The organism is Citrobacter sp. Igbk 14, from assembly GCF_028069825.1.
Classification (GTDB): domain Bacteria; phylum Pseudomonadota; class Gammaproteobacteria; order Enterobacterales; family Enterobacteriaceae; genus Citrobacter.
Genome location: NZ_JANEWM010000004.1, coordinates 110,487 through 133,377, shown reverse-complemented (window position 1 = coordinate 133,377; position 22,891 = coordinate 110,487). Strand labels below are relative to the sequence as shown.

Below are 22,891 nucleotides of genomic sequence, written 5' to 3'. Positions count from 1 at the left end.
ATGGAAAAATACAGGATTAAAAACGATGACGCAAATTAACCATGATGTAATCCGTAATACCGTAAAAGGTCTGATTGATGACAAAACCATTTCTGGTGCTGCGCTGTCGCGTGAAACCGGGGTGTCTTCGTCTGCCCTTTCTCAGTTTATTAACGGCAAATATAAGGGCGACAATGATGCCGTGGCGGCATCAATCAGCACCTGGCTTGAGACCCGTAAAACTGCCCAGAGTGCGCTGCCGGAAATCCCTGATTATGTTGTGACGCCGACCTCTGAAAAAATCACGGCCGCGCTGACCTACGCCCAGTTGACCCACACCATCGCGCTCGTTTACGGGAATCCAGGTGTGGGCAAGTCGGAAGCGCTGAAGCAATACACCCGTACAGGCAACAACGTCTGGCGTCTTACTGCGAGCAAATCCCGCACGAACGAGCTGGAAACTATGTATGAGCTGGCGCTGGAGATGGGGATTTCAGATGCGCCTTATCAGCGCGGTGCGTTATCCCGCTTGTTGCGTCGCCGGCTGCGCGACACCAATGCCTTAGTCATCATTGATGAAGCGGACTGGCTGAACTATGACGCCATCGAAGAGCTGCGCATCCTCCAAGAAGAATGCGGCATCGGGCTGGCATTTATCGGCAACCATAAAGTCTATGACCGCCTGACTGGTGGTAGTCGTACCGTCGATTTTGCTCGTTTGTTCTCTCGCGTGGCAAAGAAAATTGTCATCAACAACGTGCTGGCCGCTGATGTTGATGCGTTCTGCGATGCATGGAAGGTTGACGGACGCGATGAACGCAAGCTGTTACGTGCGATTGCAAAGCGCCCAGGTGCTCTGCGCTCTCTCTCCCACATTCTGCCGCTGGCCCATATCTACGCCAGCGGTAAAAACGAGCCGGTTAATTCTGGCCATATTCATTCAGCAATGCTTGAGCTGGGGCATGCTGAAATCGTGGAGGATTAATGAATAAAGACAACGAGGTGAAATGCACTCGCTGCAGAAATATTCATAAAGAAGGCGAGCGGATAGAGGTGAGAGATAACTCATACAAGGGTATTAAAGTTTTCAGTCTTGTATGTCCCCGCTGCGGCTGTAAAAACTTTTACGATCTGAGTAAAGAGGCTAGCAAAAAATGATTAGCGAACTGATTTCCTCACATGTTCAACAAGCGATGGCCACTGAGGCATTGCTGAACAAAAAAGGCTGTCTGGTTACGGAGTTTCGCCAAACCCGTTCTCGTCCCGTCCTGGAGGTGTCATGCCCTCCGGTTGACCTGCTCAACAGCGCTGTGCGTATTGTTGAGCGTAACAATTCAGGTTCCCGCTCCGTGTGGGTAGCCAGTTTCAATGGTTGCCGGATTATCTGGAGATAAATATGACGGAAAAAATAACCGCCTATGCATGGGCATCCGGCCTGATTGAGTTCGGCCATGAAGTACCGGATGGTGCTTTACCCATTATCTCAGGGAATGAATTGCGTGTAAGAGAGCTTATTGATGTGCATGCTCGTCATTCAAGAATTAGCGAACAGCTTTTGGTTCCCGGCGTGCCAGAGGCAAATAACCAGCACGATGGTTGCACAGCATTAATAAAATTCACTGAAATTATTACAGCTGAATATTTAGAAAAATAAACGAGGATTGAGAATGAACAACCAAAATACCGTCCCACTTGGTTACCGCACCAATGCCCAGGGGCATTTAATCCCTGAATCTCAGGTCAAACCCGTGGATAAGCTGCGTGATGAAGTCGTGATGACGATTGTCGGCGCAGCACGTCAGCAGCGTCAGTTGCTGGCAGCGTTCAAACTGGAGTCTATGCAGAGAATCGCCGACTTCACAGACCTTTCGGCGTCTGAGTATGGCGTGGAGTACGGCGGCACAAAAGGCAATGTGACTCTGGTCAGTTTTGACGTCCGTTACAAGCTCATTCGCGCAGTCGGTGAGCATCGCGTATTTGATGAACGTATACAGGCGGCTAAAGCGCTGCTGCATCAGCGAATGGTCTGGCGGTGCGGATGAACGCATTATGGCCCTGGTAGATCATGCCTTTCGCGTTAACAAGCAAGGTCGCATCGACATCAACCAGGTTCTTGGCCTCCGTCAGCTCGATATCAATGACCCGAAATGGAATGAGGCGATGGACGCTGTTGCTGATGCAATTCAGGTTTCCGGCACCAGTCAGTATTTGCGTATTTATGAGCGTCAAGCGGATGGTAACTATCAGCAGATATCGCTGGATTTAGCCAAGCTTTAAATACTTTTAAATAAAACTTCAAATTGAAAACGGCGCTTGCGTCAGGGATTCGTTCGCGCCGAATTCAGCAAAAGGAATATTTTATGAAAGAACGACAGATTATTTCGACTATTACATCCAAGCCTGCTGTTTATGATGCAGCATTTGCTCTTTGGGGATATGACCGTCAGGTTTTAAAAACCGCTGAAGAATGCAATGAGCTAGCAGCTGACTGCACCCGCTTCATCACCCATAAGGCGAATGCCAGTCGTATCGCTGAAGAGGCGGCAGATGTTGAAATTATGATTGAACAGCTTCGCCACAATGGTCTTAACGAGCTAATTGAACAAGCAAAGTCCCGCAAGCTGACAAGGCTGGCTCATCGTGTTGGCGTTTGCGCTGCCCCTGTTGTGACTGAGGCTCCCCTCATCTCCTCACTCCTGAAGGATGCTCAGGAGCAGTTCGAGATTGCTGAATCACTTTATCTAGATCGTGAAACTAATAATCGCTTTGCCGCATTGGGTCTACGTCGTTGTATCGCATTAATGATGCATGCCGCTCAATTGATGATCCGCGAACAGCAACAGGCAGAACAGCGCCAAGGGGCGAAATGATGATCGACTCAATCAAAGCCGTTCTGTCCGATAAGGGCGAAATGACCTGTCTGCAACTGGTCAGTGCGACGGGAACCAGTGCCCAGTTGCTTATCAAGGCTCTGCGCAAAGCTGTGGCTCGTTCTGAACTAAAAGAGCGTAACGGTTATTACGACATTATCCGCAGCAAATCACCTGTAGCTGGTCGGCGCTCATTTGGATGGATTGAGGGTACTGAGATTCCCCGAAGCGTGATGTATCTGGCTTCCGGGCCACGTTCGGCTGAAACGGTGTTTGTATTAGTCGAGCTGGATGCCAAAAAGCAACTGCAGGGCTGGCCGCAATTTGAAAGGGCATTAATTGATATTCGCCTGGGGCATTTTCAGTGCGCTAGAACCGGGCAGATTATTACCCGACACGTCCTTAGATACCTGCCAATTGATGTACAAGGAGTTGCATGATGGTCATCGTCATCGTTTGTTATATCGCTGGCGGCGTAATCACCTTCTTTTTCATTGCAGCGCTGCGTGGAAACGGAATTATGGATAAAGAGGTTGATTCAATCAGCGATCTGGTTGCTGCCTTGGCATGGCCATTCACTCTGACGGCTCTGATTGGATGCATCACTCTTTGGTGGTTATTTGATGTGCTGGAACTGTTGTTTTTCGCCACCTCAACCTATTTCAGGAGCCGCAAATGAGCGAGAACATTGAGCAATTTAACAAGGTCCTTATTCAAAAGGATCATGAGATCGTGAATCTGGTGCGAGCCATTAATGGTCTTGATCTCGATGTTGAGGATGAGGGTCTGTCCTCAATGGTTCAGGAAGCCATACGAACGGTAAGAAGCCAGCGACATACCGTCCTTATTCTCACCGCTAAACAGATAATGGAAGCCGCGGAGTTCGCAGGTCTTGAGGTCTTTGCCGAGCCAGATAGTGACGAGCTGGAACATGAATACTGCATCCGTAGCGGGACTATCCAGGCTAGTCCAGGTGAAGGTCTGGAAGCTTATACAGGCTATCTGATTGAGTCCGCTGAATACCCGGAAGACGGCGCGGTAGCGCTTTCCGGTGAACAGCCTTTCGTTGAGTATGAGCCCGTGATAGATGATGGTTTCCTGCATCTGGCTGCAAAGCATAACGGATGGGCCGGAGCGCTGGCGAAACGCCTGCTGGCAGTGTCGGCTGTGGGGCAATGGTTCGTGGGCGATGCTACCGGCATGAGTAGCAAAACAATGGCTGCGATATTCCTTGGCGCAACGGCTGGCGATGACGGTTGTTTTCGTTATCCGCTCGACCCTGCCGATTTTGGGCGCTGCTGGCGGCTGGTTGATGCAGTACCTGCTATTCGGGATGCTTTCCCTGTGATGCGACAAGTATATCCAGCTCTGACCCCATTCATTGAGCATTGGGATGAACTGTCTGCACTGTATGTCGCAGCCGTCGAAAGCAATACTGGTAAAGCACCGGATTTATACCAGCGAATGAAAGAGTTGAGGGCTGAAATAGAATGACAACCGTAATCACAAAAGAGCAATGGCAAGGTATCGCTAATACCCTTAAATCTGGTCTTTATCGTTGGGTTGAGTTCCGGCTTGATGGGCATGGGATCCGTGTTTATCTGGCTCGAATAGCTGAGTGTGAACTTGCTTATTGCGTGTACATCAATGGCGAGATGCCACGAGCGTGGGCGGCTGATTCTGATGGTTTTTTGCCAATTTATCGTAAAGTTCTTCGCCGGGTTGTTACAAAACCGTATGCAAAAGGCATTGCCAAAATTAAGAAAGACCGTGGAGGCAGAGCATTTTTGAAAGCTAAAGAAAATGCTTGGATACATGAAACACGAGAGTCGTGGCGACCGTGGTTTGTTAGTGTTAAATCTTTAGTTTGTCAGTTCAGTAAAATTAAGGGGCTTGAGCTGGTGACTCCATTGAGTGAAGTTATGGAGGTGAAGGATGCGTGCTAATACCATCAAACTGATCCACGTGGCGCGGCGTTCGCTTGGCCTTGACGATGAGACCTATCGAGTATTTCTGGGCTCGGTTGTTCCTGGTAAGAGAAGTTGTCGCGATATGAGTGCGCAGCAGCTGCAGGCCGTTCTTGATGCGCTGAAAGAGAGAGGCTTTAAGCCGGTATCATCTAAACCAAAAGCATCATCGGGGATTGCTGGCAAAATTCGGGCAGTATGGTTCACCATGTACAATCAGGGGTTTATCACCAGTAACGACATGTCCGCGATTGATGCTTACGTTAAGCGTATTACCCGCCAGCAGAACGGCGGCGAGGGAGTGGCAAAGCTGAACTGGCTGCGTGACGAGAAAGCGAGAACTGTTCTGGAAAGTCTGAAACGGTGGCATATGCGGTGCATGCTTGAGCGTTTACCTGGCACCGGTATTAAACCCACTTATGACAGTGTATGTGCGCGCTATCAGAACATGTTGAGCATTTGCAAGGGGGCAAAATGAAACCAGAATCAAATAATATCCGCGAGCTGTCGAATGCTGAAGTCCATGCCGCTGAACTGATTGCAAGCGGCTGGCCTGAGGAGTTAATTCATGGCTGGTTAAAAAACACAGACACTGTTTATCGCTCAACCGTAATTGCTGAGCTGGTTCGGGATTATAAACTTGAACTGATATCAAAAATGAACCTGTACCGTGTTGTCTGTAATCTGGACGCAATCAGAACACAGGCAATGTCCGCTGGTGAATATGATGCTGCTGCAATTGCAGCAGCCCGATTAGCGGATCTATTATCTTCAGTCCCCAAGTCCTAACTTTTCTTTCAGCAATTTTTCTGTAAGGGCACTACCAACCTTACGCAGGAGGGCCACTGGTGCCTCCTGCGCCTCCTCTTTCAATCTTTCAAATACAGGTCGCTGGTTTAAGACGGAGGCAAAATCGTGACCACTTTGAGTAAGTCTTATAGGTCTGACGGCAAAGTTCCACCTGACACCAGAGCTGCCATAACTTGGGCGAAGCCCCAGAGAATCAAAACCAGTTTCAAGTTGCAGGCTGCTGATGAACCCATTCTCAGCCATCAATAAAAGATGGGCTATGACCTTATCTGAATCATCAGCACTGTCAATGACACCAAGCTCTGTGATCGTTACGTAAGGTTTCGGAGATTCAAGGAACACATTTAGCAGCCTTTTCATTTCATCAAGGTCAATTTTCATTAAAAACGTCTCCTATGGAAAAGTTGAACAAGTTTTATCGGAATCACAAAAGAACGTTATCAGCAAATGCTTTCAAATTAGAATGCTGTTAATTTTAAGCCACACAGTATAAAGGGAATAATTATGAAAAGAGTTTTGATGATAGCTTTACTAGCTTGGGGGGGATTATCTACATCGGCTTCTTATGCTGAGGATTTTGATCCAGAAGCTGTTGCAGCAGAGCATTTAAAAAACAGTGATTCCGTTTGGGCTGATACCAAACCCGTGAAAAAAGACCCCGCATCTGGTTTCTGGACCTGCAGTGGTATCCGTTTGCATATGGGGGTGGACTTAGGAACATGGCAAAATCTTGATACCCAAGAGCTTTTCATGCTTACAGAAAAACCAGAGAAAAAAGATGCACCAGGACCTGTTAAGAATGGAATGGCTTACCTGTATCACTCTCTGAATAATCCTGCGTATGTAAGAGGCTTTGCGGTTGATAAAGCAGGTAAACAGCTTTATATCCAAGATGAACTGAAATTTTCTAAGTACTACCGATGTAAACGCGATAACTGATCTAATCACCAATCCCGCCATAGTGCGGGATTTTTTGTATACTGACTGTGCACTTACCTTGAGGAGGGTTTATGTCACAACAGTCGGAGCTTTTTGAACACGACCCGGCCATTCACCAGTTGCTTGACCATATCGACAATATCCCAGTCGGTGAGCTTGAGCACCAATGGCCACAAATGCTGGTTGCGCTTGTCGATGTGATGGAGGCAGAATTGAAGCGCCTCGGAGTTGCTGAAGACAGCCGCTTGCTGGCGCGTAAACTGGCGCTGGCCATGTCCCACTATATGGGCGGACGTCAGTATTATCTGCCATCCGGGGACAAGCTTGTTACAGCGTTACGGGACGATCTCATCTTCTCCCGTTTCGATGGCCGCAACCTTGAAGACCTGCGCCGCGAGCATCGTTTATCTCAGACTCAGATTTACGATATCATCGCCCGTCAGCGCAAACTTCATACTCGCCGCCGTCAACCGGATTTATTCCCGCACTAACCATCTGCAACAACTGACAGCGCTCGAGAGCGCGGGTTGTACTCAGATACCGGAATCACCTCTCTAATCAGCTTTTTCTTATCCTCGGATGCAGATCCACTCACCGGATAAGCTGATGCCCCAAATACCCCGTAGTCTGAAAGCGTCATTGCTGGCGATTGCTATCGCCGGTGGCGGTTATCACGAAATGACCCGCGAGACCCTTATCCACGTCGAGGGGATCGAATATACCCCGTACCGCGACATTGCCGGCATCCTGACCGTATGTGTTGGCCATACTGGCGCTGATATCCAGATGCGCACCTACACCCATGATGAATGCATGGCGCTACTGGACAGCGATTTAAAGCCCGTTCGGGCAGTCATTAAACGGCTGGTAAAAGTCCCTTTAACCGATTTTCAGCGTACTGCGCTTGAGACCTTTGTTTTCAATACCGGCACCGGGGCATTTGCTCGTTCGACCCTCCTCAAAAAGTTGAATGCTGGTGATTTCGAAGGTGCTCGCGACCAGATGCGTCGCTGGGTCTTTGCCGCCGGCAAACCGTGGAAAGGACTGATGACGCGCCGTGAAGTTGAGATGGCCATCTGGTCTGTAGGGGATATTGATGACCTTCGCTGATCGCCTTATCGCTGCTGGCGCGGTTGCACTACTGGTCACCGTTGGTGTGGTCTGGGTAAAGGCTGAGAGAATGCACAGCGATAACGTCCAGTTACGCCGGGACTTGCAGACCCAGACGCAAGCCAGAAACACAGCAGAATGGCTGCTACACGGCCAGGAGCAAACTATCCAGATATTCAGTGCCATCCGCACGGCCAATGCCGCAGCACGGCGCGAAGACGAGAGGCTGCGCGATGAAGCTCAGAACCAGATCACCCTCATCCTTGAAAAAGACGAATGCGCTAAGCGCGATGTGCCTGCTGCTGCTGTTGAGTGGCTGCAGCGGGTCGAGAACCGCGCCCGTTCCGGTGGTGGTGACTCCGCTGCCTATTGATGCAGAACTGCTGGCGGAAACGCCTGTACCAGTGCGCCCCGCACCGTTCACATACGGTGCCTCGGTGGTCTGGAATGCGACACTGTTACTGGCTCTTGGCCAGTGCAATCGCGATAAGAGCGATGCCCGCCAGCAGGATTCAAAAAGGACTGAAATTTATGGACGCCGACCTGCTTCAGGAGGCTGAAGAGTATCTGCGGGAACTCTGGCAGCAACAAGGTTGCAGCTGGCCTGGACCTCAAATCCGGCGCTCTGAGCCTGACCGTATTTGTGCCTTATGTCGTCGCAGGCTGGGGATTGTTGAGCTGACTGGCCAGTATGAGACGTTGTGTCAGCGTTGTTATTCAGGGAGTTAAACGTGGGCATTTATGAACTTATCGGTCTATGGCCATATCTGTTACCGGTTGCGTTTGGTGGGGTTGTCTGGGCTATGCGCCGCACGTTTGCCAGTACTGAGCGGGTAGAGAAGCTGGAAAATCGCCTCACCGAGATGGAAACCAAATACGCCAACATGCCAGGCGTTGAAGATATGCAGGAAATGCGCCTGCGTATGACGGAGATGGCTGGAGATATGAAGGTTATCGGCCAGCGCGTGCAGTCAATGACCCACCAGATTGAATTGTTACTGGAAAATGCGGTGAACCGGAGTAAATGATGATTAACGATATTCTGACGGAAGACCAGAGGCTGGTCATTCTTCGCAGCCTGATGGACTGCAACAACGAAGCGAACGAAAGCATCCTGAATGACTGCCTTGATGCCTATGGCCACAATATTTCACGCGACCTCGTTCGCACTCATATTGACTGGCTTCAGGAGCAAGGGCTGGTGACGATTGAAAACCTGCGAGGTTTCTATGTCGTCACTATCACCGGTCGGGGGCAGGATGTTGCCGAAGGCCGCGCCCGTGTTTCTGGTGTTAAAAAGCCACGCGCTCGCTGAGGTCTGTTATGGAACCGATTAAACCCACTCGTGGCCGAGCTTCCAAGGTCGATTTACTGCCTGAAAACGTGCGTAAAACCCTGCATGAAATGCTGCGTGATAAAGCCATTCCCCAGGCGCAAATCCTTGAAGAGATTAATGCTCTGATTGATGGCGCGGGTTTGTCAGAGGATATGCGCCTTTCCCGTTCTGGTCTTAATCGCTATGCCACCAGTGTTGAGCAGGTCGGACACAGTATGCGCCAGTTGCGTGAGGCAACATCGCAACTGACGGCCGAACTGGGTGATAAGCCAATGGGCGATACCACCAAACTTATCCTGGAAATGGCGCGTGGCCAGTTGTTCAAGTTGTTTATGGCACAGGCTAATAACCCGGACACGCAAGTCGATATCGATGTGCTGAAAAACGCCATGCTGGCCGCACAACGTCTTGAAGCTACAGCCATGTCCAGTCACAGGCGCGAGAAAGAGATCCGCCAGGCCTTTGCAGAAGAAGCGGCTAATGCTGTCAGCGACGAGCTGCGGGGCACGGATGGGATGAGCGAAGAGCTTGAGCAGCGTATCCGCAACGTTCTGTTAGGGAAAGCATGATATGGCTTCCCCTAATAAAAGACTCACCCCACTCAGTCAACCGCGCCAGATTGACCTGCAGGAAGAAGCCAGCAAACTTGGCGTCGATATCGTCACCGATGCCGGCAGCATAAACCCGGCAACTGAATCGGTGTTTCTTCCCTATCAGGCCCGCTGGTTCAGTGATGAAAGCCAGATTTGTATTGCCGAAAAATCCCGCCGTACCGGTCTGACCTGGGCAGAAGCTGGCCGCAACGTCATGACCGCAGCCAAACCCCGCAAGCGCGGTGGCCGCAATGTCTTCTATGTTGGCTCCCGCCAGGAGATGGCGCTGGAGTACATCGCCGCTTGTGCCCTGTTTGCCCGTGCTTTCAACCAGCTGGCAAAAGCCGACGTCTATGAGCAGACCTTCTGGGACAGCGATAAGAACGAAGAAATTCTGTCGTACATGATTCGCTTTCCGAACAGCAATTTTAAGATCCAGGCGCTGTCCTCGCGGCCGTCAAACCTGCGTGGCCTGCAGGGTGACGTCGTTATTGATGAAGCCGGTTTCCATGAGTCGCTTGATGAGCTGCTTAAAGCGGCGTTTGCACTGACCATGTGGGGCGCTCGTGTACGCATCATCTCCACGCATAACGGCGTTGATAATCTGTTTAACCAGTACATTCAGGACGCGCGAGAGGGCCGGAAAGATTATTCCGTTCATCGTATTACCCTGGATGACGCGATCAGTGATGGTCTGTATCGCCGTATCTGCTACGTCACGGGTCAGGAGTGGTCCGCCGAAAAAGAGAAAAAATGGCGTGATGACCTTTACCGCAATGCCCCTAACAAAGAGAGCGCCGACGAGGAATACGGCTGCGTGCCGAAAAAGTCTGGCGGTGCTTACCTTTCCCGCGTACTGATTGAAGCAGCAATGACGCCGGAGCGTGATATTCCGATCCTGCGCTTTGAAGCACCTGACGATTTTGAATCCTGGTCGCCAGAACTGCGGGAAGCGGAAGTTTCAGCATGGTGCGAGAAAGAGCTGGCCCCGTTACTGGCGGCGCTCAACGTCCAGCATAAGCACGCCTTTGGTGAAGACTTTGCGCGTAATGGCGACCTGACAGTCTTTGTCCCGCTGGAAATCACCGCAGACCTGTATAAGCGTGAGTGCTTCCGCGTTGAGCTGAAGAACGTCACCTATGACCAGCAGCGTCAGATCATGCTGTTTATCCTGGCGCGTTTACCTCGCTTTATTGGTGCCGCTTTTGATGCCACCGGTAATGGTGGGTATCTCGCTGAGGCTGCGCGTCTGGTGTATGGCCCGGAGATGATTGACAGCGTGCACCTGTCTGCAGCCTGGTATCAGGAATGGATGCCAAAGCTAAAAGGTGAATTTGAGGCGCAGAACCTGATTATCGCCCGTCACCAGACAACGCTGGATGACCTGCTCAATATCAAGGTCGTTAACGGCGTTCCCCAGATTGATAAGGGCAGAACCAAAGACGCCAATGCCAGTGGCACCGGTGGCAAACGTCACGGTGACTTTGCGGTAGCACTGGCGATGGCGGTGCGGGCTTCTTATATGAATGGTTTTGTCATCGACGAAGACAGCGTGCAGGCGTTGCCCGGTAAGCGCCGGGAAAATGCGCACGATGATGAAACCCATGATGACTACCACGAATTTGAAAGAGGATGCTGGTAATGGGCCGTATTCTGGATTTAACGGGCAATCCCTTCGATTTTGATCCTGATTTGCAGACGGCGCAGGAATCACTGGTGATGATGGCAAAGCGTACCCAGGAGCACCCTTCCAGTGGTATCACGCCAAACCGTGCCGCCATTATCCTGCGTGACGCAGAACGCGGAGACCTGACGGCTCAGGCTGACCTCGCCTTTGATATGGAAGAAAAAGACACGCATCTGTTTTCCGAGCTGTCAAAGCGCCGGCTGGCCATTCAGTCTTTACCCTGGAGCATTCAGCCACCGAAAGACGCCACTCCGCAGGAAAAGAAAGATGCGGCCATGCTCGATGAGATGCTGCAGGACGCTGCCTGGTTTGAGGACGGCATTTTTGATGCCGGTGATGCCATCCTCAAGGGCTACAGCATGCAGGAGATCGAATGGGGCTGGCTGGGTAAACAGCGCGTACCCGTTGCGCTTCACTGGCGTGATCCTGCGTTGTTCTGCACGCCAGAAAGCAATCTGAACCAGCTCAGGCTGCGTGATGGCAGCGCCGACGGTGTTGAACTTCAGCCGTTTGGCTGGTTCCGCCATCAGGCTAAATCCCGCTCAGGGTATGCCGGTACGCTGGGTCTGGTCCGTACGCTGGTCTGGCCGTTTATCTTCAAAAACTATTCGGTGCGTGATTTTGCTGAGTTTCTGGAGATTTACGGCCTACCGATGCGCGTGGGCAAGTACCCAACCGGCGCAACCTCCCGAGAGAAATCCACTCTGATGCAGGCAGTCATGGATATCGGGCGTCGTGCTGGCGGTATTATCCCGATGGGTATGGCGCTGGAGTTCCAGAGTGCGGCCGATGGCCAGGCAGACCCGTTCCAGGCGCAAATCAGCTGGGCTGAGCGCTCCATGTCAAAAGCTATTCTGGGGGGGACGCTGACCACGGAAGCCGGTGACAAAGGTGCTCGTTCGCTGGGTGAAGTCCATAACGAAGTCCGTAAAGAGATCCGTAATGCCGACCTGCGGCAACTGCGTCGCTCTGTCAACCGTGACCTGATTTATCCGTTGCTGGCAGTCAACAGCCGAACCACCCTCGACCCGTGCCGTTTGCCGGGTATTGTGTTTGATTCCGGGGAATACGAAGACCTCTCCATGTTTGCGGAGGCCATCCCGAAACTGGCGGCAGGCATGCCGGTGCCGGTGTCCTGGATTCAGGAAAAACTGAATATCCCGCAGCCGAATGGTGACGAGCAGGTATTCCGCGCCGCGCCTGTGGCTGAAGGTCTGCCAGTGGTGAACGGCCAGGCCAGTCTGAGTGCGACAGACCTGAAGCAGACTGATGATATTGACGATATGGGCGCGGCGGTGACGCCGGACGCGTTTAAACAGGCCATTGATCCGCTTTTAAAGCCCGTTATCGCCAGCATTATTAAAAATGGTCCTGAATCGGCGATGCAGGATGCGGCGACGCTCTATCCCGAACTGGATGATGCAGCGCTTATCGACCTCCTGACCCGCGCTATCTTTGTTGCTGACCTGTGGGGGCGCATCGATGGCACAGGCAGTTGATTTGGCTTATGCCGCACGGTTACCCCCAAAAGAGGCGGTCTCTTATTTCAGAGCCAGGGGGCATAACGTCACCTGGAACTGGTATGAGCAACTGACGGACGCGCATGCCCGCGCGTTTACCGTCGCTAAAGCGGTGCGGCTTGATGTGCTTAACACCATTCGTGACGAGGTTGATCGCGCTGTCCACGACGGCATCACGCGTCAGGAGTTTACCCGGACGCTGGCACCGCGCCTGCAGAAGCTGGGATGGTGGGGAAATCAGATTGTTGTCGATACCGAGGGTAATGCGAAAGAAATTGAGCTGGGCAGCCCGCGCCGGCTTGCCACCATCTATAACGTAAATATGCGCACGGCTTATAACAGCGGCCGTTATGCGCAGATGATGAATAACGTTGAGGATTACCCGTTCTGGCAGTATGTGGCCATTGATGATGGTCGTACCCGCCCGGAACATTGGAAGTTGCACCTGATGGTATTTCGTTTCGACGATATTTTCTGGGCAACTCATTATCCACCGAATGGCTGGGGCTGCCGTTGTCGCGTCAGGGCGTTGTCTGCTGAACGTATGAAAGCGCTGGGGCTGAAAGTCAGTTACGGGGCATCTTTCGTGCACACCCATGACGTTGACGCCGGCATTGATGAGACCACGGGGGAAATCTTCAGGGCGGAGTCCACGACATTTGATAACGGCCGCGTGAAGATGACGCCCGATGTGGGCTGGTCGTATAACCCAGGTTCAGCGGCGTTCGGCACTGACCAGGCGCTTATTCGTAAGGTTATCGAGACCCGCGACCCGCAGCTGCGTGAGCAGGTTATCCAGTCGCTCAATAACAGCCGAGAGCGCCAGCTGGCATTTTCAGTATGGGCAAAACGAACCCTCGCCAGCGGCCGCGCCGGTGATGCCGTTCAGACGCTGGGCTTCATGTCAGAATCCGTTGCCGCGATGGTCAGAGCGAGAGCTGGTGCTGAGCCAGCCCGATTATTGGCCATCACCGAAAAAGGTCTGTCTGATGCGGTTTCCGCTGCAGATCCAAAACTCAGTGATACCGATGTACAACAGTTACCAGCGCTGATGGCTCAGCCTCAGGCGGTATTGTGGGATAACGCCAGGAATTTGCTCCTGTATGTAACGCCTGCAGATGATGCCGGACAGCAGATAGTTATCCGCACAGAGCCCGCAGTGAAGAAAGGCAGCGACCTGCTTGACCAGGTTGTCAGCCTGTCACGGGTAAGCCTGAGCAGCCTGCAATCAGCGGTTAGCGCTGGCTCGCTTGAAGTGATTGAGGGTCGTCTGGGGATGAAGGAGGCACCATGAGTATTGAACTGGCGGTTGTGCTCGATATCAACAGGATCCAGGCGGCGTTCATCAACCTGGGGGCAATGGCCAACGATGGGGCCATTCCTCGTGCCGCAGCTGCAGCACTGCTTTCCTCCACGGAGAACGCCTTTGAACAGCAGGCAGACCCGGTCACCGGTGAGCACTGGGCCAGCTGGAGCGATCCTTATCTTGCGTGGCGTGAGAAACATAATTATGTTCCAGGCACCATCCTGACCCTGAATGGCGATCTGGCCAGGAGCATCACCACGGATTATGGCCCGGACTGGGCGCTGATTGGTTCGCCGATGATTTATGCTGCGATTCATCAGTGGGGTGGTAAAGCGCGATATACTATCCTTGAAGCCCGTCCTTACATGGGGCTTGATAAGGTCGGTCGCAAAGAGATATACACCGCTATCGAAAAACGTGCTCAGGCGGCTCTCAAACCATAGTATGAAATTTGCTATACGTTGACGCTCGTAAAATCTTTTAAACGCGTACAGAGAGATTTAAACGTGTTTTAAATGGGGTTGCGTCCGTTCTCCCGCTTCGCTTTCCATCCGGTTCATTGTTTTCAGTCAGATACCGGAATCACCTGCATTTTCTTCCCCGCGTAAAAATGGCCTGAGTTTCTCAGCAACGAGCAGGCCATGAAAACAAAACCTTCCTCTTTTGGTATCGCCATTCTTGCGGCCACCGTCGGTGATGACGGCTGGTGCCAGTTGCTCCCTGCCGGGCGTTTTCGTGCCCGTGATGGTCGTCCGTTCGAGGTTGCTGATGGCTGGTATATGGATGCGGCTATTGCTGCTCGTCTGATTGATGGCGTTCGGGCTCTCGGCCAGGACGTTCTGATTGATTACGAACATAACCAACTGCGTAAAGACGAGGGACTTTCTCCCGATGAGCTGAAAGCGGCTGGCTGGTTTAACGCTGACGAAATGCAGTGGTGTGACGGTCAGGGGCTGTTTATTAAACCCCGCTGGACTCCGGCTGCTCTGGCTTACATCACCAATGAAGAATACGGCTTCCTTTCTGCTGTTTTTCCTTACGACCTCGTTACTGGCGCACCAACCGTGCTGCGCATGGTAGCGCTGACCAATGACCCCGGCGCAACCGGCATGCAAAAGCTGGCGGCGCTTGCTGCTTCCTTTGATGAGCTCACTAACCACCCACATGAGGGACATCCCATGAATGAACACCTGCGTCAGCTGCTGGCGCGACTCGGTATCACGCTGGCAGAGAGTGCTGCCGTGACCGATGAGCAGGCCACAGCTGCACTGTCAGCTTTTGATGTGCTCAAGGGCAAGGCAGATAAGCACGACGAACTGAGCACCCGCGTGACTGCACTCAGTGCAGAACTGGTGACGGCGAAAGCCGAACCCGGCACGCCAGACCTCACCAAATGGGTACCGGTGGAAACCTATAACGCCATTCGCCAGGAGCTGGCAGTGGTGACTGGCAAGCATTCCACCGTCTCCCTGAGTGCGGTCCTGGATAAAGCGGAAACCGAGGGGCGCATCTTCAAATCGGAGCGTGCTTACTTTGAAAAAGTCGGTGCGCAGGTAGGTGTTGCCGCGCTCTCCGCTCAGCTTGACGCCAAACAGCCGATTGCGGCGCTGACTGCGCTGCAGACCGCGACGACCAGTATCCCTGATACGCGCCGCGAAGGTCTGACGGCGCTGTCTGCAGATGAAAAATCAGCAGCAAAAGCACTCGGCATGTCTGAAGCCGACTATCAGAAACTCAAAGAGGAAGACGATAAATGATCGTAACCCCAGCCTCCATTAAAGCCCTGATGACCTCATTCCGTAAGGATTTTCAGGGTGGTCTGGATGGTGCGCCATCCCAGTACCAGAAAATCGCCATGACGGTACCGTCATCGTCCAAATCCAACACTTATGGCTGGCTGGGTAACGCGCCGCAGTTGCGTGAGTGGGTCGGTGCGCGAGTCGTGAACCAGATGGCGGCCAGCGCCTACACCGTAGCCAACAAAACGTATGAAGGTACGGTTGGTATCAGTCGTGACGATTTCGAAGATGACAACCTGGGCGTTTACAGCCCGATGTTCTCTGAGCTGGGTCGTTCTGCTGCAGTGCAGCCCGATGAGCTGGTGTTTGGTCTTCTGAAAGATGGCTTTAACCAGGCGTGCTACGACGGCCAGAACTTCTTTGATACCGATCACCCTGTCTATCCAAAAGTGGACGGCACCGGTACAGCGAAGTCTGTGGCGAACGTCTTCCAGCAGTCAGCGCAATGGACAGGCGACAGCTGGTATCTGCTGGATTGCTCTCGTGCCATCAAGCCGCTGATCTTCCAGGACCGCCGAAAAGCCGAACTGGTTTCCAAAACGACTATCACTGACGAACACGTATTCACCGATAACGAGTTTTTGTTCGGTGTCAGTTGCCGTCGTGCTGTGGGCTTTGGTTTCTGGCAGATGGCGATGGCCATGAATGCCGATCTGACGCTCGACAACCTCTGGACCGGCTGGACCACCATGCGCAAATTCCACGCCGATGGTGGTCGTCCTCTGGGGCTACGCCCGACGCATCTGGTGGTCACGCCGGGGAATGAGAAGGCGGCAATCCAGTTGCTGGAGCGTGAACTGATTGCCGGCACCAACGGCGTCGTCAGTAACGAAATGAAAGGCAAGCTGGAACTGGTGGTCGCTGACTACCTGTAAATCACCTGCAGTCTGAACCGACGTTAAAGGCGGTTAATCCGCCTTTAACCTGCCGTTTAACGTGGATTCAAAGGGAGAACCCATGTCATGTCAGAAGAACTTAAGCAAGGTATTGAAGGCACTTCACCGACTCGCGAAACAGCTGGCAATCAGCTTTTCGACCTGGTGGTCAAATGTTACCGGGACGTATACCGCCGCGCCGGCATCCCGTTTACCCGTGGTGAGAATCGCGTGGTGGGCGTCACTGAAGCGCAAGTGCGTATTCTCGAAGGCGACAGCGTCCTCAAAATCGTATCTGGCACGCCAGCACAGGACCCGGAAGAACCAGGGGCCCTGGACAACGTGGGCCTGGGCAGTGAGCTGACGACTGAAAAACTGAATGAGCCGCCGCTGAACGAGCGCATCATTCTGGCCGTCGCGGGTCTGGACAAGTCCAGCGCTGAGCATTTCACCTCTGCGGGAAAACCGCGCGTGGCTGCTGTGTCTGCCGCTCTGGGGGAAACCATCACCAGTGAGCAGCTCAATGCGGCGCTGGCCACACAGGGTGAGGACGCGTAATGACCTATGCCACTGTCGCGGATATGGTGTTTCGTTATCAGCGCCGCAATCTGGATCTGCTGACCAAAACGCGCTCAGACAATAACCAGCCAGATGACAGCGTTATTGAAGCTGCTCTGGCCGATGCTACCGCCATGATGGATAGCTACATTGTTGCCCGTTACACATTACCACTGACAGTGGCCCCGGCGACGTTGCCGCAGGTCTGTTGTGTCATCGCCTGGTACTTCCTGCAGGACACGCGAGCGACAGAGCAATCCACCCAACGCTATAAGGACGCCATCCGTTGGCTGGAGGGCGTCCGGGACGGAAAGATTCCGCTCGGCACTGATGCTGCAGGCAGTGCGCCTGACGGTGAAAATCTGGTCCAGGTGGTCTCTGACTCGCCGGTATTCAGCCGCAAGCAACAGGGGTTTATCTGATGATCGGCGATACCGAAACCGCGCTGCTTGAGGCCGTTAAAGGGCTATTCGGCAACACCTTGCGTGATGTTGATACCCATCCGGGTACATGGGATGACGTCGCTATCAAGCGCATGCTGCTGAGTGAGCCTGCTGTTTATCTCGCCTGGCTGGGCTGTGGTCCAGGCCGGACCTCCCGCGAGGTTGAAAGTCATTGGGTCTTCTATGTATGCGCCAGCATGCTGAACGGCCGCGAAGGTGATCGGCTGGGTATCTACCAGATTGTTGAGCGCCTGGTGGCGGGGATTAACTGGAAGACATTCGGCTCAACAACCGGCATGAAGCTGACCAAGGGGCAAAACCTCTATACCGATGCGCAGGGTGGCGCGGGATGTGCGCTTTACGGCCTTTATTTCAGCGGGACCACGCCCATCGATACCAGCATTGATCTCAGCTCTCTGGATGACTACGAACGCCACTGGCAGACGTGGAAGCAACCAGATGGCACACCGCCTTTTGAGGCGCATATCAACGTAAACGAGAAACAACCATGACTGATGTGCTGAAGATTAAGCCGGCTCCCGGCCGCACCGTTCGCGACCCGCAGACCATGAAACTGCTGGCCGCAGGCGGTGAGACCAAGCCGCAAAACAGTTTCTGGCTGCGCCGCCTCAAAGATGGCGACGTGCTCCCGGTAGAAGCCACTAAGAAAGGTGAGAAATGAGCGATATCTCTTTTGATTCGATCCCTGCAGGCGGCGCGATTCGCGTTCCTCTGGCGTATATCGAGTTCAACAACAGCAACGCCGTTTCCGGCACTCCTGCGCCACGTCAGCGTGTTCTGATGTTCGGCCAGCGAGCTTCTGACGTTAATCAGAAGCCGGTGGGGTCGGTGCCGGCGAATACGTTGACACGTATTTACTCCCCGTCTCAGGCGTCTGCAGCGTTTGGTCAGGGGTCGATGATCCACCTGATGGCAACCGAGTTCCTGAAACTTAACCGCGTTGCGGAGCTGTACTGCATCGCCCAGGGCGATGGCACGGGTGTTGCTGATGCCGCCACCATTAAGCTGAGCGGTACAGCAACGGAGAACGGCACGCTGGTGACTTATATTGCTGGTGTTCGTATTCCTGCCACCGTTAAGACCGGCGATAAAGGCGCGGATATCGCGCAGAGTCTGGCTGACCTGATTAATGCAAAATACGATCTGCCGGTGACAGCGACTGTTGTACCCGATAACGGCGGCGCGAACGCCGACCCGACGCATGCCGATGTGAAGTTATCGGCTAAGTTTCTCGGCCGCTCCTGCCCGACGGATACGCGCTTCAACTATTACGATCAGGAAATGACACCTGGTGGCATTGTGGCCACAGTGACCTATCCGGCTGATACCAACAGCAACCCGGACCTGTCGGCCTCTATCGCCGCGATGGGCGATTTACAGTTTAAATACCTGGTTATGCCCTATACCGACCCTGCCAACCTGAACCTGCTGCGTACCGAACTGGTGGAGCGCTGGGGGCCAATCAACCAGGCTGACGGTATTGCATTTACCAGCTATCACGGCCCGATGGGGAGCCTGACCACGTTCGGCCAGTCCCGCAACGATCACCTGCTGTGCTGTCTGGGTGCGCCGGCGACACCACAGCCTCAGTATGTATGGTGCACCAGTATTGCGGCCGTTGCGGCGGCGTCACTGAGCATCGATCCGGCCCGACCGCTGCAGACGCTGGTCGTCAGTAACCTGATGCCGCCGGTACAGACGGACCTCTTCACCTGGCCTGAGCGCAACGGGTTGTTATTCGATGGCATCAGTACCTTCACCGTGAACGATGGCGGCCAGGTGCAGATTGAGCGGTTGATCACGACTTACCGAACCAACAGCTACGGAGACCCGGACCCGTCATATCTGAACGTTGAGACCATCGCGACACTGAGCTATCTGCGCTATTCGACCCGCGTGCGTATTACGCAGAAATTCCCGCGCCATAAGCTGGCTGACGACGGTACAAACTTCGCGCCGGGTCAACCGGTAGTGACCCCGTCGATTATCAAAACGGAGCTGCTGGCGCTGTTTACTGAGTGGGAGGAAGCCGGTCTGGTTGAAGACTTCACCACCTTTAAAGACGAACTCTACGTGGTGCGCAACATAAGCGATCGTGACCGTGTTGATGTGCTGGCTGGGCCAAACCTCATTAACCAGTTCCGCATCTTCGCAGAACAGATCCGCTTCATTCTCTAAGGGGGGAATATGTCAAATCAACGTCAGGGCGTCGCCTTTATCCGCGTCAATGGCCTGGAACTTGAGACGCTGGCGGGCTGTACCTTCACGCCAGCCGGTGACAGTCGTGAGACTATTAAAGGTAGCCGCGTGTATGGCTTTAAAGCGTCACCGCGTGAGGCATCGCTTGAGTGCAAAATTCCCGGCGGCAGCGGCATTGGTCTGGATGAAATCATCGGCTGGACTGACATTACGGCTGAGTTTAAGGCCGATACCGGGGAAACCTGGATGATGCCAAACGCCTGGCAGACCGATGATCCACAAAACAGCGACGGTGAAATCACCATCAAACTCGCGGCCAAAACCAGCAAACGCATCGCATAAGGAGTCACCATGACCGAGTTTAAAAGCCCTGAGCAGGAAGCAATGGAGTTTCAGCAGGAAATTCTGGATGCACTGACGAATGGCACATTCCGCCTGCTTGACGGCATCCCGTTCGGCACCGGCGAAGAAATGGAAATGCAGTACGACATCAAATTTCGCGAGCTGACGGCCGGCGACATCATTGATGCGCAAATGGCCTCCGAGCGTGTCGTTGAGACTAAAGCGGGTCCGCAGCTGGTGAGTTCACCTTCTCAGATGGGGCTGGAGATGTTGCGCCGGCAGATTGCAACAGTCGGCGTCATTAAAGGTCCATTATCGCTGATTCTGCTCAAAAAAATGTCCCAGCGTGATTTCCACCGTGTCTCACTGGCGACCGATTTACGTGATGTTGCTCAGGCTGCTGCGATGACCCCTGACCGGGGGCGAGTGGCTGCAGTGTCGGAATGAGATTGAACAGGCGGCTATAGCGGTCGGCGTCATGCTTAAAGGGGGCCCGGAATGGGCCCTTTCTCTTCCGCTCTCCCGCCTTTTCCGACACTGCAAGCAGGCTGAAACCCTCTTTAAAAGGTAATTATCATGGCTGGGCAATTTCGCGCCTCAATCATTATTGATTTAATGGGCAACATTGCCCAGCGTTCCCGCCAGTTCTCCGGGAACATCTCCTCAATGGCTCGCAGCAGCCAGACGGCGATGAACGGTCTGCGCAATTCCGTAGCCAGTGTTTCAAACTCCATTGACCGCCTCGGTTCCTCGGCAACCCGCACGTTCGGCATGCTCACTGCTGGCGGTGCAACGATTGCCGGCCTCGGCTACACCGCCAATAAGCTATTTATCAGCATCGCGGCCACGCGTGAAAACCAGCGAATAGCGATGAGTTCCCTGTACAAAGGCAATAAGCAACACGCTAGTGAGATGATGCAGTGGGCGATCCAGAATGCTAAGGATTCCACATGGGGGTTAACGGGCGTTGTTGGAGAACTTATAAGCTCCAAGTCTTTTGGAATGTCCGACGAGCAGACCAAAAACTTTATAACCATGTTACAGGACGTGGGGGCGCAAAAAGGCTGGGATTTAAACGCGGCACAAGGGGCATCCCTGCAGTTAAAACAGATGTTCTCCCGCCAGCAAATTACGGCTGCGGATGCAAATCTTCTTACTGGCTACGGCATCAATGTTTATCAAATTCTTGCTGATAGATGGAACAAAGATGTCACAAAGGTCCGTCAAGCTGGCGAAAAAGGCAAGCTGGGGATTATGTCGATTATCCAGCTCTTTCAGGCGATCAGCGAAGAATCCAAAGGTGCTCAAAAAAATGCCATGAATGGTTGGACGGGGCTGACCGCACAGTTGGGGGATGTGTGGGAAGACTTCGCCGATAAACTGATGAATAAAGGGCCTTTCGAGATACTTAAAGGCCGTGTTAAAGGTGTGCTCGACTGGTATGGCCAACTGAGTAAACCCGGAGCAAATGGTGTAAGTGGTGTTGACCAGCTAACCGATGAGTTAGCCGCTAATTTCCAGACCGCCTTCGACACGATAAAGAGTGCAGCTGCTGAAACCTGGCGATACCTGGAGATGGGAAAGAACGCCCTGAGTTGGGTGGATGACAATATTGTCAGCCTCAAAACGATGGCCAAGGTCATTGGCGGTATCTGGCTGGCGAACAAGGCACTTCGTATGGGCGGTGCTATCGTTCGCCCAACCTGGCAGGTTGCCACCTCGCCATACCGTGCCTATCGGTGGATGCGCGGGCGTAACCAGCCTGGCGCGGGTGGACCAGGCATGCCGCCGATTATGAGCAACCCACAACTCATTCAGCAGGTCTTTGTGACCAACTGGCCGACGTCGTTCGGCGGTGGTGATGTTGTCGCCGGCAACGGAAAGCGTAAACGAGGTCCCGGCCGTGGTCGTGGCACCAGTGTCCCGGTTGTGCCATCTCCTGCAGCAGCTCCTGCAGCAAAAGCGGGTCTGTTTTCCCGTATCTTCAGTGGTGCTGGCTCGATGCTTGCTGGCGCAGGTTCTGCTATCAAAGGCGCGGGCAGTTGGGTGGCCAACAGTGCGATTGGCCGTGTGGCCGCAAAAGGTGCCGGTGCACTGGGCTGGCTGGGGCGTGGCGCAGGTCGTATGTTCTCCCGCCTCGGTGGTCCATTGATGGCCGGGGCTATGATGGCACCGACGCTCATGGATGAAAATGCCACAACCGAGGATAAAGGGTCAGCTATTGGCAGCACCGCCGGTGCCTGGGGTGGTGGCGCTGTGGGGTCGCTACTGGGGCCAATGGGTACGGTTGCCGGCGCAACGCTGGGCGGTGTGCTGGGTGATTATCTCGGCGGCTGGCTTGGCAACGTGTACGCCAAATTCTCTGGCAGTGACGGCAACAATCAGCCGCAGACCCCGCCACCAGAACAGAAAGTCAGTGCGCAGGCTCAGCTGAAAATTCAGCTGGCTGACGGCCTGCAGATAACCAGCACCAATATCCAGGAAGACGGGATGGGCATGAACGTCTGGACTGGTCAGAACCTTTACCCTTACTGATG

At 53.4% G+C, this 22,891-nt stretch carries 33 protein-coding genes and 1 pseudogene; 33 read left to right on the top strand and 1 reads right to left on the bottom strand.

The window, feature by feature from the left end; genetic code table 11:
* Nucleotides 1-25 precede the first annotated feature (25 nt).
* From NNN64_RS03105 to NNN64_RS03050, 11 genes and pseudogenes are all read left to right on the top strand, one after another.
* A complete protein-coding gene (locus NNN64_RS03105; RefSeq protein ID WP_271440437.1) occupies nucleotides 26-964 on the top strand; it encodes an AAA family ATPase in 939 nt (312 codons plus the stop codon).
* A 169-nt stretch (nucleotides 965-1,133) separates the two neighbouring features.
* Nucleotides 1,134-1,373: a hypothetical protein gene (locus tag NNN64_RS03100; RefSeq protein ID WP_163181274.1), complete on the top strand. Its 240-nt coding sequence runs from the start codon at nucleotides 1,134-1,136 to the stop codon at nucleotides 1,371-1,373.
* Nucleotides 1,374-1,375: 2 nt separating this feature from the next.
* Nucleotides 1,376-1,633, top strand: coding sequence for a host nuclease inhibitor protein (locus NNN64_RS03095; RefSeq protein WP_271440436.1), 258 nt, complete (start codon nucleotides 1,376-1,378; stop codon nucleotides 1,631-1,633).
* 13 nt (nucleotides 1,634-1,646) lie between these two features.
* Nucleotides 1,647-2,256 (top strand): annotated as a pseudogene (locus NNN64_RS23290) (DUF3164 family protein).
* 83 nt (nucleotides 2,257-2,339) lie between these two features.
* Nucleotides 2,340-2,849 carry a hypothetical protein gene (locus NNN64_RS03080; protein WP_271440433.1) on the top strand — a complete coding sequence of 170 codons (510 nt, stop codon included), beginning with the start codon at nucleotides 2,340-2,342 and terminating at the stop codon, nucleotides 2,847-2,849.
* Complete coding sequence (locus NNN64_RS03075; RefSeq protein ID WP_271440432.1) at nucleotides 2,846-3,289, top strand: hypothetical protein; 444 nt, start codon at nucleotides 2,846-2,848, stop codon at nucleotides 3,287-3,289. Before NNN64_RS03080 ends, NNN64_RS03075 begins: the two co-directional genes overlap by 4 nt.
* Entirely contained in the window at nucleotides 3,286-3,528 is a 243-nt protein-coding gene (locus tag NNN64_RS03070) for a hypothetical protein (protein WP_271440431.1), read from the top strand. The genes NNN64_RS03075 and NNN64_RS03070 overlap by 4 nt, the downstream gene beginning before the upstream one ends.
* The gene (locus NNN64_RS03065) at nucleotides 3,525-4,343 is read left to right on the top strand and encodes a hypothetical protein (RefSeq protein ID WP_271440430.1); all 819 of its coding nucleotides are present in this window, start codon (nucleotides 3,525-3,527) and stop codon (nucleotides 4,341-4,343) included. Before NNN64_RS03070 ends, NNN64_RS03065 begins: the two co-directional genes overlap by 4 nt.
* Entirely contained in the window at nucleotides 4,340-4,795 is a 456-nt protein-coding gene (locus tag NNN64_RS03060; RefSeq protein WP_271440429.1) for a hypothetical protein, read from the top strand. Before NNN64_RS03065 ends, NNN64_RS03060 begins: the two co-directional genes overlap by 4 nt.
* Nucleotides 4,785-5,294: a gp16 family protein gene (locus tag NNN64_RS03055; protein WP_271440428.1), complete on the top strand. Its 510-nt coding sequence runs from the start codon at nucleotides 4,785-4,787 to the stop codon at nucleotides 5,292-5,294. Before NNN64_RS03060 ends, NNN64_RS03055 begins: the two co-directional genes overlap by 11 nt.
* Nucleotides 5,291-5,605, top strand: a complete 315-nt coding sequence (locus NNN64_RS03050) for a hypothetical protein (protein WP_271440427.1) — start codon at nucleotides 5,291-5,293, stop codon at nucleotides 5,603-5,605. The genes NNN64_RS03055 and NNN64_RS03050 overlap by 4 nt, the downstream gene beginning before the upstream one ends.
* Here NNN64_RS03050 and NNN64_RS03045 read toward each other — a convergent pair.
* Nucleotides 5,588-6,007 (bottom strand): DUF2513 domain-containing protein, encoded by a 420-nt coding sequence (locus NNN64_RS03045; protein WP_271440426.1) that lies wholly within the window; start codon nucleotides 6,005-6,007, stop codon nucleotides 5,588-5,590. The genes NNN64_RS03050 and NNN64_RS03045 overlap by 18 nt on opposite strands.
* Nucleotides 6,008-6,130: 123 nt before the next feature.
* Between NNN64_RS03045 and NNN64_RS03040 the strand changes: the two genes are divergently transcribed.
* From NNN64_RS03040 to NNN64_RS02940, 22 genes are all read left to right on the top strand, one after another.
* Nucleotides 6,131-6,565: a hypothetical protein gene (locus tag NNN64_RS03040; protein WP_271440425.1), complete on the top strand. Its 435-nt coding sequence runs from the start codon at nucleotides 6,131-6,133 to the stop codon at nucleotides 6,563-6,565.
* Between the two features lie 71 nt (nucleotides 6,566-6,636).
* Nucleotides 6,637-7,056, top strand: coding sequence for a Mor transcription activator family protein (locus NNN64_RS03035; protein ID WP_163181621.1), 420 nt, complete (start codon nucleotides 6,637-6,639; stop codon nucleotides 7,054-7,056).
* Nucleotides 7,057-7,171: 115 nt separating this feature from the next.
* On the top strand, nucleotides 7,172-7,675 hold the full coding sequence (locus NNN64_RS03030; RefSeq protein ID WP_271440424.1) for a lysozyme: 504 nt from the start codon (nucleotides 7,172-7,174) through the stop codon (nucleotides 7,673-7,675).
* Nucleotides 7,662-8,048 (top strand): DUF2570 domain-containing protein, encoded by a 387-nt coding sequence (locus NNN64_RS03025; RefSeq protein ID WP_271440423.1) that lies wholly within the window; start codon nucleotides 7,662-7,664, stop codon nucleotides 8,046-8,048. Before NNN64_RS03030 ends, NNN64_RS03025 begins: the two co-directional genes overlap by 14 nt.
* Complete coding sequence (gene lysC, locus NNN64_RS23285; protein WP_442870696.1) at nucleotides 7,966-8,235, top strand: Rz1-like lysis system protein LysC; 270 nt, start codon at nucleotides 7,966-7,968, stop codon at nucleotides 8,233-8,235. The genes NNN64_RS03025 and lysC overlap by 83 nt, the downstream gene beginning before the upstream one ends.
* Nucleotides 8,236-8,406: 171 nt before the next feature.
* Nucleotides 8,407-8,703, top strand: a complete 297-nt coding sequence (locus tag NNN64_RS03020; RefSeq protein ID WP_271440422.1) for a DUF2730 family protein — start codon at nucleotides 8,407-8,409, stop codon at nucleotides 8,701-8,703.
* Nucleotides 8,703-8,990 (top strand): VpaChn25_0724 family phage protein, encoded by a 288-nt coding sequence (locus tag NNN64_RS03015; RefSeq protein WP_271440446.1) that lies wholly within the window; start codon nucleotides 8,703-8,705, stop codon nucleotides 8,988-8,990. Before NNN64_RS03020 ends, NNN64_RS03015 begins: the two co-directional genes overlap by 1 nt.
* Before the next feature lie 8 nt (nucleotides 8,991-8,998).
* Nucleotides 8,999-9,580, top strand: a complete 582-nt coding sequence (locus NNN64_RS03010; RefSeq protein WP_271440421.1) for a DUF3486 family protein — start codon at nucleotides 8,999-9,001, stop codon at nucleotides 9,578-9,580.
* A 1-nt stretch (nucleotide 9,581) separates the two neighbouring features.
* Nucleotides 9,582-11,246, top strand: a complete 1,665-nt coding sequence (locus NNN64_RS03005) for a hypothetical protein (protein ID WP_271440420.1) — start codon at nucleotides 9,582-9,584, stop codon at nucleotides 11,244-11,246.
* Nucleotides 11,246-12,790, top strand: coding sequence for a DUF935 domain-containing protein (locus NNN64_RS03000; RefSeq protein ID WP_271440419.1), 1,545 nt, complete (start codon nucleotides 11,246-11,248; stop codon nucleotides 12,788-12,790). The genes NNN64_RS03005 and NNN64_RS03000 overlap by 1 nt, the downstream gene beginning before the upstream one ends.
* Complete coding sequence (locus NNN64_RS02995; protein ID WP_271440418.1) at nucleotides 12,774-14,105, top strand: phage head morphogenesis protein; 1,332 nt, start codon at nucleotides 12,774-12,776, stop codon at nucleotides 14,103-14,105. The genes NNN64_RS03000 and NNN64_RS02995 overlap by 17 nt, the downstream gene beginning before the upstream one ends.
* A complete protein-coding gene (locus NNN64_RS02990) occupies nucleotides 14,102-14,560 on the top strand; it encodes a phage virion morphogenesis protein (RefSeq protein ID WP_271440417.1) in 459 nt (152 codons plus the stop codon). Before NNN64_RS02995 ends, NNN64_RS02990 begins: the two co-directional genes overlap by 4 nt.
* A 198-nt stretch (nucleotides 14,561-14,758) precedes the next feature.
* On the top strand, nucleotides 14,759-15,874 hold the full coding sequence (locus NNN64_RS02985; RefSeq protein WP_271440416.1) for a phage protease: 1,116 nt from the start codon (nucleotides 14,759-14,761) through the stop codon (nucleotides 15,872-15,874).
* Nucleotides 15,871-16,791 carry a Mu-like prophage major head subunit gpT family protein gene (locus tag NNN64_RS02980; protein WP_271440415.1) on the top strand — a complete coding sequence of 307 codons (921 nt, stop codon included), beginning with the start codon at nucleotides 15,871-15,873 and terminating at the stop codon, nucleotides 16,789-16,791. Before NNN64_RS02985 ends, NNN64_RS02980 begins: the two co-directional genes overlap by 4 nt.
* 87 nt (nucleotides 16,792-16,878) lie before the next feature.
* On the top strand, nucleotides 16,879-17,349 hold the full coding sequence (locus NNN64_RS02975) for an HI1506-related protein (RefSeq protein WP_271440414.1): 471 nt from the start codon (nucleotides 16,879-16,881) through the stop codon (nucleotides 17,347-17,349).
* On the top strand, nucleotides 17,349-17,771 hold the full coding sequence (locus NNN64_RS02970) for a gp436 family protein (protein ID WP_271440413.1): 423 nt from the start codon (nucleotides 17,349-17,351) through the stop codon (nucleotides 17,769-17,771). Before NNN64_RS02975 ends, NNN64_RS02970 begins: the two co-directional genes overlap by 1 nt.
* Nucleotides 17,771-18,304 carry a phage protein Gp37 gene (locus tag NNN64_RS02965; protein ID WP_271440412.1) on the top strand — a complete coding sequence of 178 codons (534 nt, stop codon included), beginning with the start codon at nucleotides 17,771-17,773 and terminating at the stop codon, nucleotides 18,302-18,304. Before NNN64_RS02970 ends, NNN64_RS02965 begins: the two co-directional genes overlap by 1 nt.
* Nucleotides 18,301-18,474, top strand: coding sequence for a DUF2635 domain-containing protein (locus tag NNN64_RS02960; protein WP_271440411.1), 174 nt, complete (start codon nucleotides 18,301-18,303; stop codon nucleotides 18,472-18,474). The genes NNN64_RS02965 and NNN64_RS02960 overlap by 4 nt, the downstream gene beginning before the upstream one ends.
* The gene (locus tag NNN64_RS02955) at nucleotides 18,471-19,991 is read left to right on the top strand and encodes a phage tail sheath subtilisin-like domain-containing protein (RefSeq protein ID WP_271440410.1); all 1,521 of its coding nucleotides are present in this window, start codon (nucleotides 18,471-18,473) and stop codon (nucleotides 19,989-19,991) included. The genes NNN64_RS02960 and NNN64_RS02955 overlap by 4 nt, the downstream gene beginning before the upstream one ends.
* A gap of 9 nt (nucleotides 19,992-20,000) precedes the next feature.
* Entirely contained in the window at nucleotides 20,001-20,354 is a 354-nt protein-coding gene (locus tag NNN64_RS02950; RefSeq protein WP_271440409.1) for a phage tail tube protein, read from the top strand.
* Nucleotides 20,355-20,363: 9 nt separating this feature from the next.
* The gene (locus tag NNN64_RS02945) at nucleotides 20,364-20,801 is read left to right on the top strand and encodes a phage tail assembly protein (RefSeq protein ID WP_271440408.1); all 438 of its coding nucleotides are present in this window, start codon (nucleotides 20,364-20,366) and stop codon (nucleotides 20,799-20,801) included.
* A gap of 129 nt (nucleotides 20,802-20,930) precedes the next feature.
* Complete coding sequence (locus NNN64_RS02940; RefSeq protein ID WP_271440407.1) at nucleotides 20,931-22,889, top strand: tape measure protein; 1,959 nt, start codon at nucleotides 20,931-20,933, stop codon at nucleotides 22,887-22,889.
* The last annotated feature ends 2 nt before the right edge of the window (nucleotides 22,890-22,891 follow it).

Bases quoted from the DNA above. Each gene is read 5' to 3' on its own strand.
- NNN64_RS03105 (WP_271440437.1), top strand. From the start codon at position 26: ATGACGCAAATTAACCATGATGTAATCCGTAATACCGTAAAAGGTCTG.
- NNN64_RS03100 (WP_163181274.1), top strand. From the start codon at position 1,134: ATGATTAGCGAACTGATTTCCTCACATGTTCAACAAGCGATGGCCACT.
- NNN64_RS03095 (WP_271440436.1), top strand. From the start codon at position 1,376: ATGACGGAAAAAATAACCGCCTATGCATGGGCATCCGGCCTGATTGAG.
- NNN64_RS03080 (WP_271440433.1), top strand. From the start codon at position 2,340: ATGAAAGAACGACAGATTATTTCGACTATTACATCCAAGCCTGCTGTT.
- NNN64_RS03075 (WP_271440432.1), top strand. From the start codon at position 2,846: ATGATGATCGACTCAATCAAAGCCGTTCTGTCCGATAAGGGCGAAATG.
- NNN64_RS03070 (WP_271440431.1), top strand. From the start codon at position 3,286: ATGATGGTCATCGTCATCGTTTGTTATATCGCTGGCGGCGTAATCACC.
- NNN64_RS03065 (WP_271440430.1), top strand. From the start codon at position 3,525: ATGAGCGAGAACATTGAGCAATTTAACAAGGTCCTTATTCAAAAGGAT.
- NNN64_RS03060 (WP_271440429.1), top strand. From the start codon at position 4,340: ATGACAACCGTAATCACAAAAGAGCAATGGCAAGGTATCGCTAATACC.
- NNN64_RS03055 (WP_271440428.1), top strand. From the start codon at position 4,785: ATGCGTGCTAATACCATCAAACTGATCCACGTGGCGCGGCGTTCGCTT.
- NNN64_RS03050 (WP_271440427.1), top strand. From the start codon at position 5,291: ATGAAACCAGAATCAAATAATATCCGCGAGCTGTCGAATGCTGAAGTC.
- NNN64_RS03045 (WP_271440426.1), bottom strand. From the start codon at position 6,007: ATGAAAATTGACCTTGATGAAATGAAAAGGCTGCTAAATGTGTTCCTT.
- NNN64_RS03040 (WP_271440425.1), top strand. From the start codon at position 6,131: ATGAAAAGAGTTTTGATGATAGCTTTACTAGCTTGGGGGGGATTATCT.
- NNN64_RS03035 (WP_163181621.1), top strand. From the start codon at position 6,637: ATGTCACAACAGTCGGAGCTTTTTGAACACGACCCGGCCATTCACCAG.
- NNN64_RS03030 (WP_271440424.1), top strand. From the start codon at position 7,172: ATGCCCCAAATACCCCGTAGTCTGAAAGCGTCATTGCTGGCGATTGCT.
- NNN64_RS03025 (WP_271440423.1), top strand. From the start codon at position 7,662: ATGACCTTCGCTGATCGCCTTATCGCTGCTGGCGCGGTTGCACTACTG.
- lysC (WP_442870696.1), top strand. From the start codon at position 7,966: ATGTGCCTGCTGCTGCTGTTGAGTGGCTGCAGCGGGTCGAGAACCGCG.
- NNN64_RS03015 (WP_271440446.1), top strand. From the start codon at position 8,703: ATGATTAACGATATTCTGACGGAAGACCAGAGGCTGGTCATTCTTCGC.
- NNN64_RS03010 (WP_271440421.1), top strand. From the start codon at position 8,999: ATGGAACCGATTAAACCCACTCGTGGCCGAGCTTCCAAGGTCGATTTA.
- NNN64_RS03005 (WP_271440420.1), top strand. From the start codon at position 9,582: ATGGCTTCCCCTAATAAAAGACTCACCCCACTCAGTCAACCGCGCCAG.
- NNN64_RS03000 (WP_271440419.1), top strand. From the start codon at position 11,246: ATGGGCCGTATTCTGGATTTAACGGGCAATCCCTTCGATTTTGATCCT.
- NNN64_RS02995 (WP_271440418.1), top strand. From the start codon at position 12,774: ATGGCACAGGCAGTTGATTTGGCTTATGCCGCACGGTTACCCCCAAAA.
- NNN64_RS02990 (WP_271440417.1), top strand. From the start codon at position 14,102: ATGAGTATTGAACTGGCGGTTGTGCTCGATATCAACAGGATCCAGGCG.
- NNN64_RS02985 (WP_271440416.1), top strand. From the start codon at position 14,759: ATGAAAACAAAACCTTCCTCTTTTGGTATCGCCATTCTTGCGGCCACC.
- NNN64_RS02980 (WP_271440415.1), top strand. From the start codon at position 15,871: ATGATCGTAACCCCAGCCTCCATTAAAGCCCTGATGACCTCATTCCGT.
- NNN64_RS02975 (WP_271440414.1), top strand. From the start codon at position 16,879: ATGTCAGAAGAACTTAAGCAAGGTATTGAAGGCACTTCACCGACTCGC.
- NNN64_RS02970 (WP_271440413.1), top strand. From the start codon at position 17,349: ATGACCTATGCCACTGTCGCGGATATGGTGTTTCGTTATCAGCGCCGC.
- NNN64_RS02965 (WP_271440412.1), top strand. From the start codon at position 17,771: ATGATCGGCGATACCGAAACCGCGCTGCTTGAGGCCGTTAAAGGGCTA.
- NNN64_RS02960 (WP_271440411.1), top strand. From the start codon at position 18,301: ATGACTGATGTGCTGAAGATTAAGCCGGCTCCCGGCCGCACCGTTCGC.
- NNN64_RS02955 (WP_271440410.1), top strand. From the start codon at position 18,471: ATGAGCGATATCTCTTTTGATTCGATCCCTGCAGGCGGCGCGATTCGC.
- NNN64_RS02950 (WP_271440409.1), top strand. From the start codon at position 20,001: ATGTCAAATCAACGTCAGGGCGTCGCCTTTATCCGCGTCAATGGCCTG.
- NNN64_RS02945 (WP_271440408.1), top strand. From the start codon at position 20,364: ATGACCGAGTTTAAAAGCCCTGAGCAGGAAGCAATGGAGTTTCAGCAG.
- NNN64_RS02940 (WP_271440407.1), top strand. From the start codon at position 20,931: ATGGCTGGGCAATTTCGCGCCTCAATCATTATTGATTTAATGGGCAAC.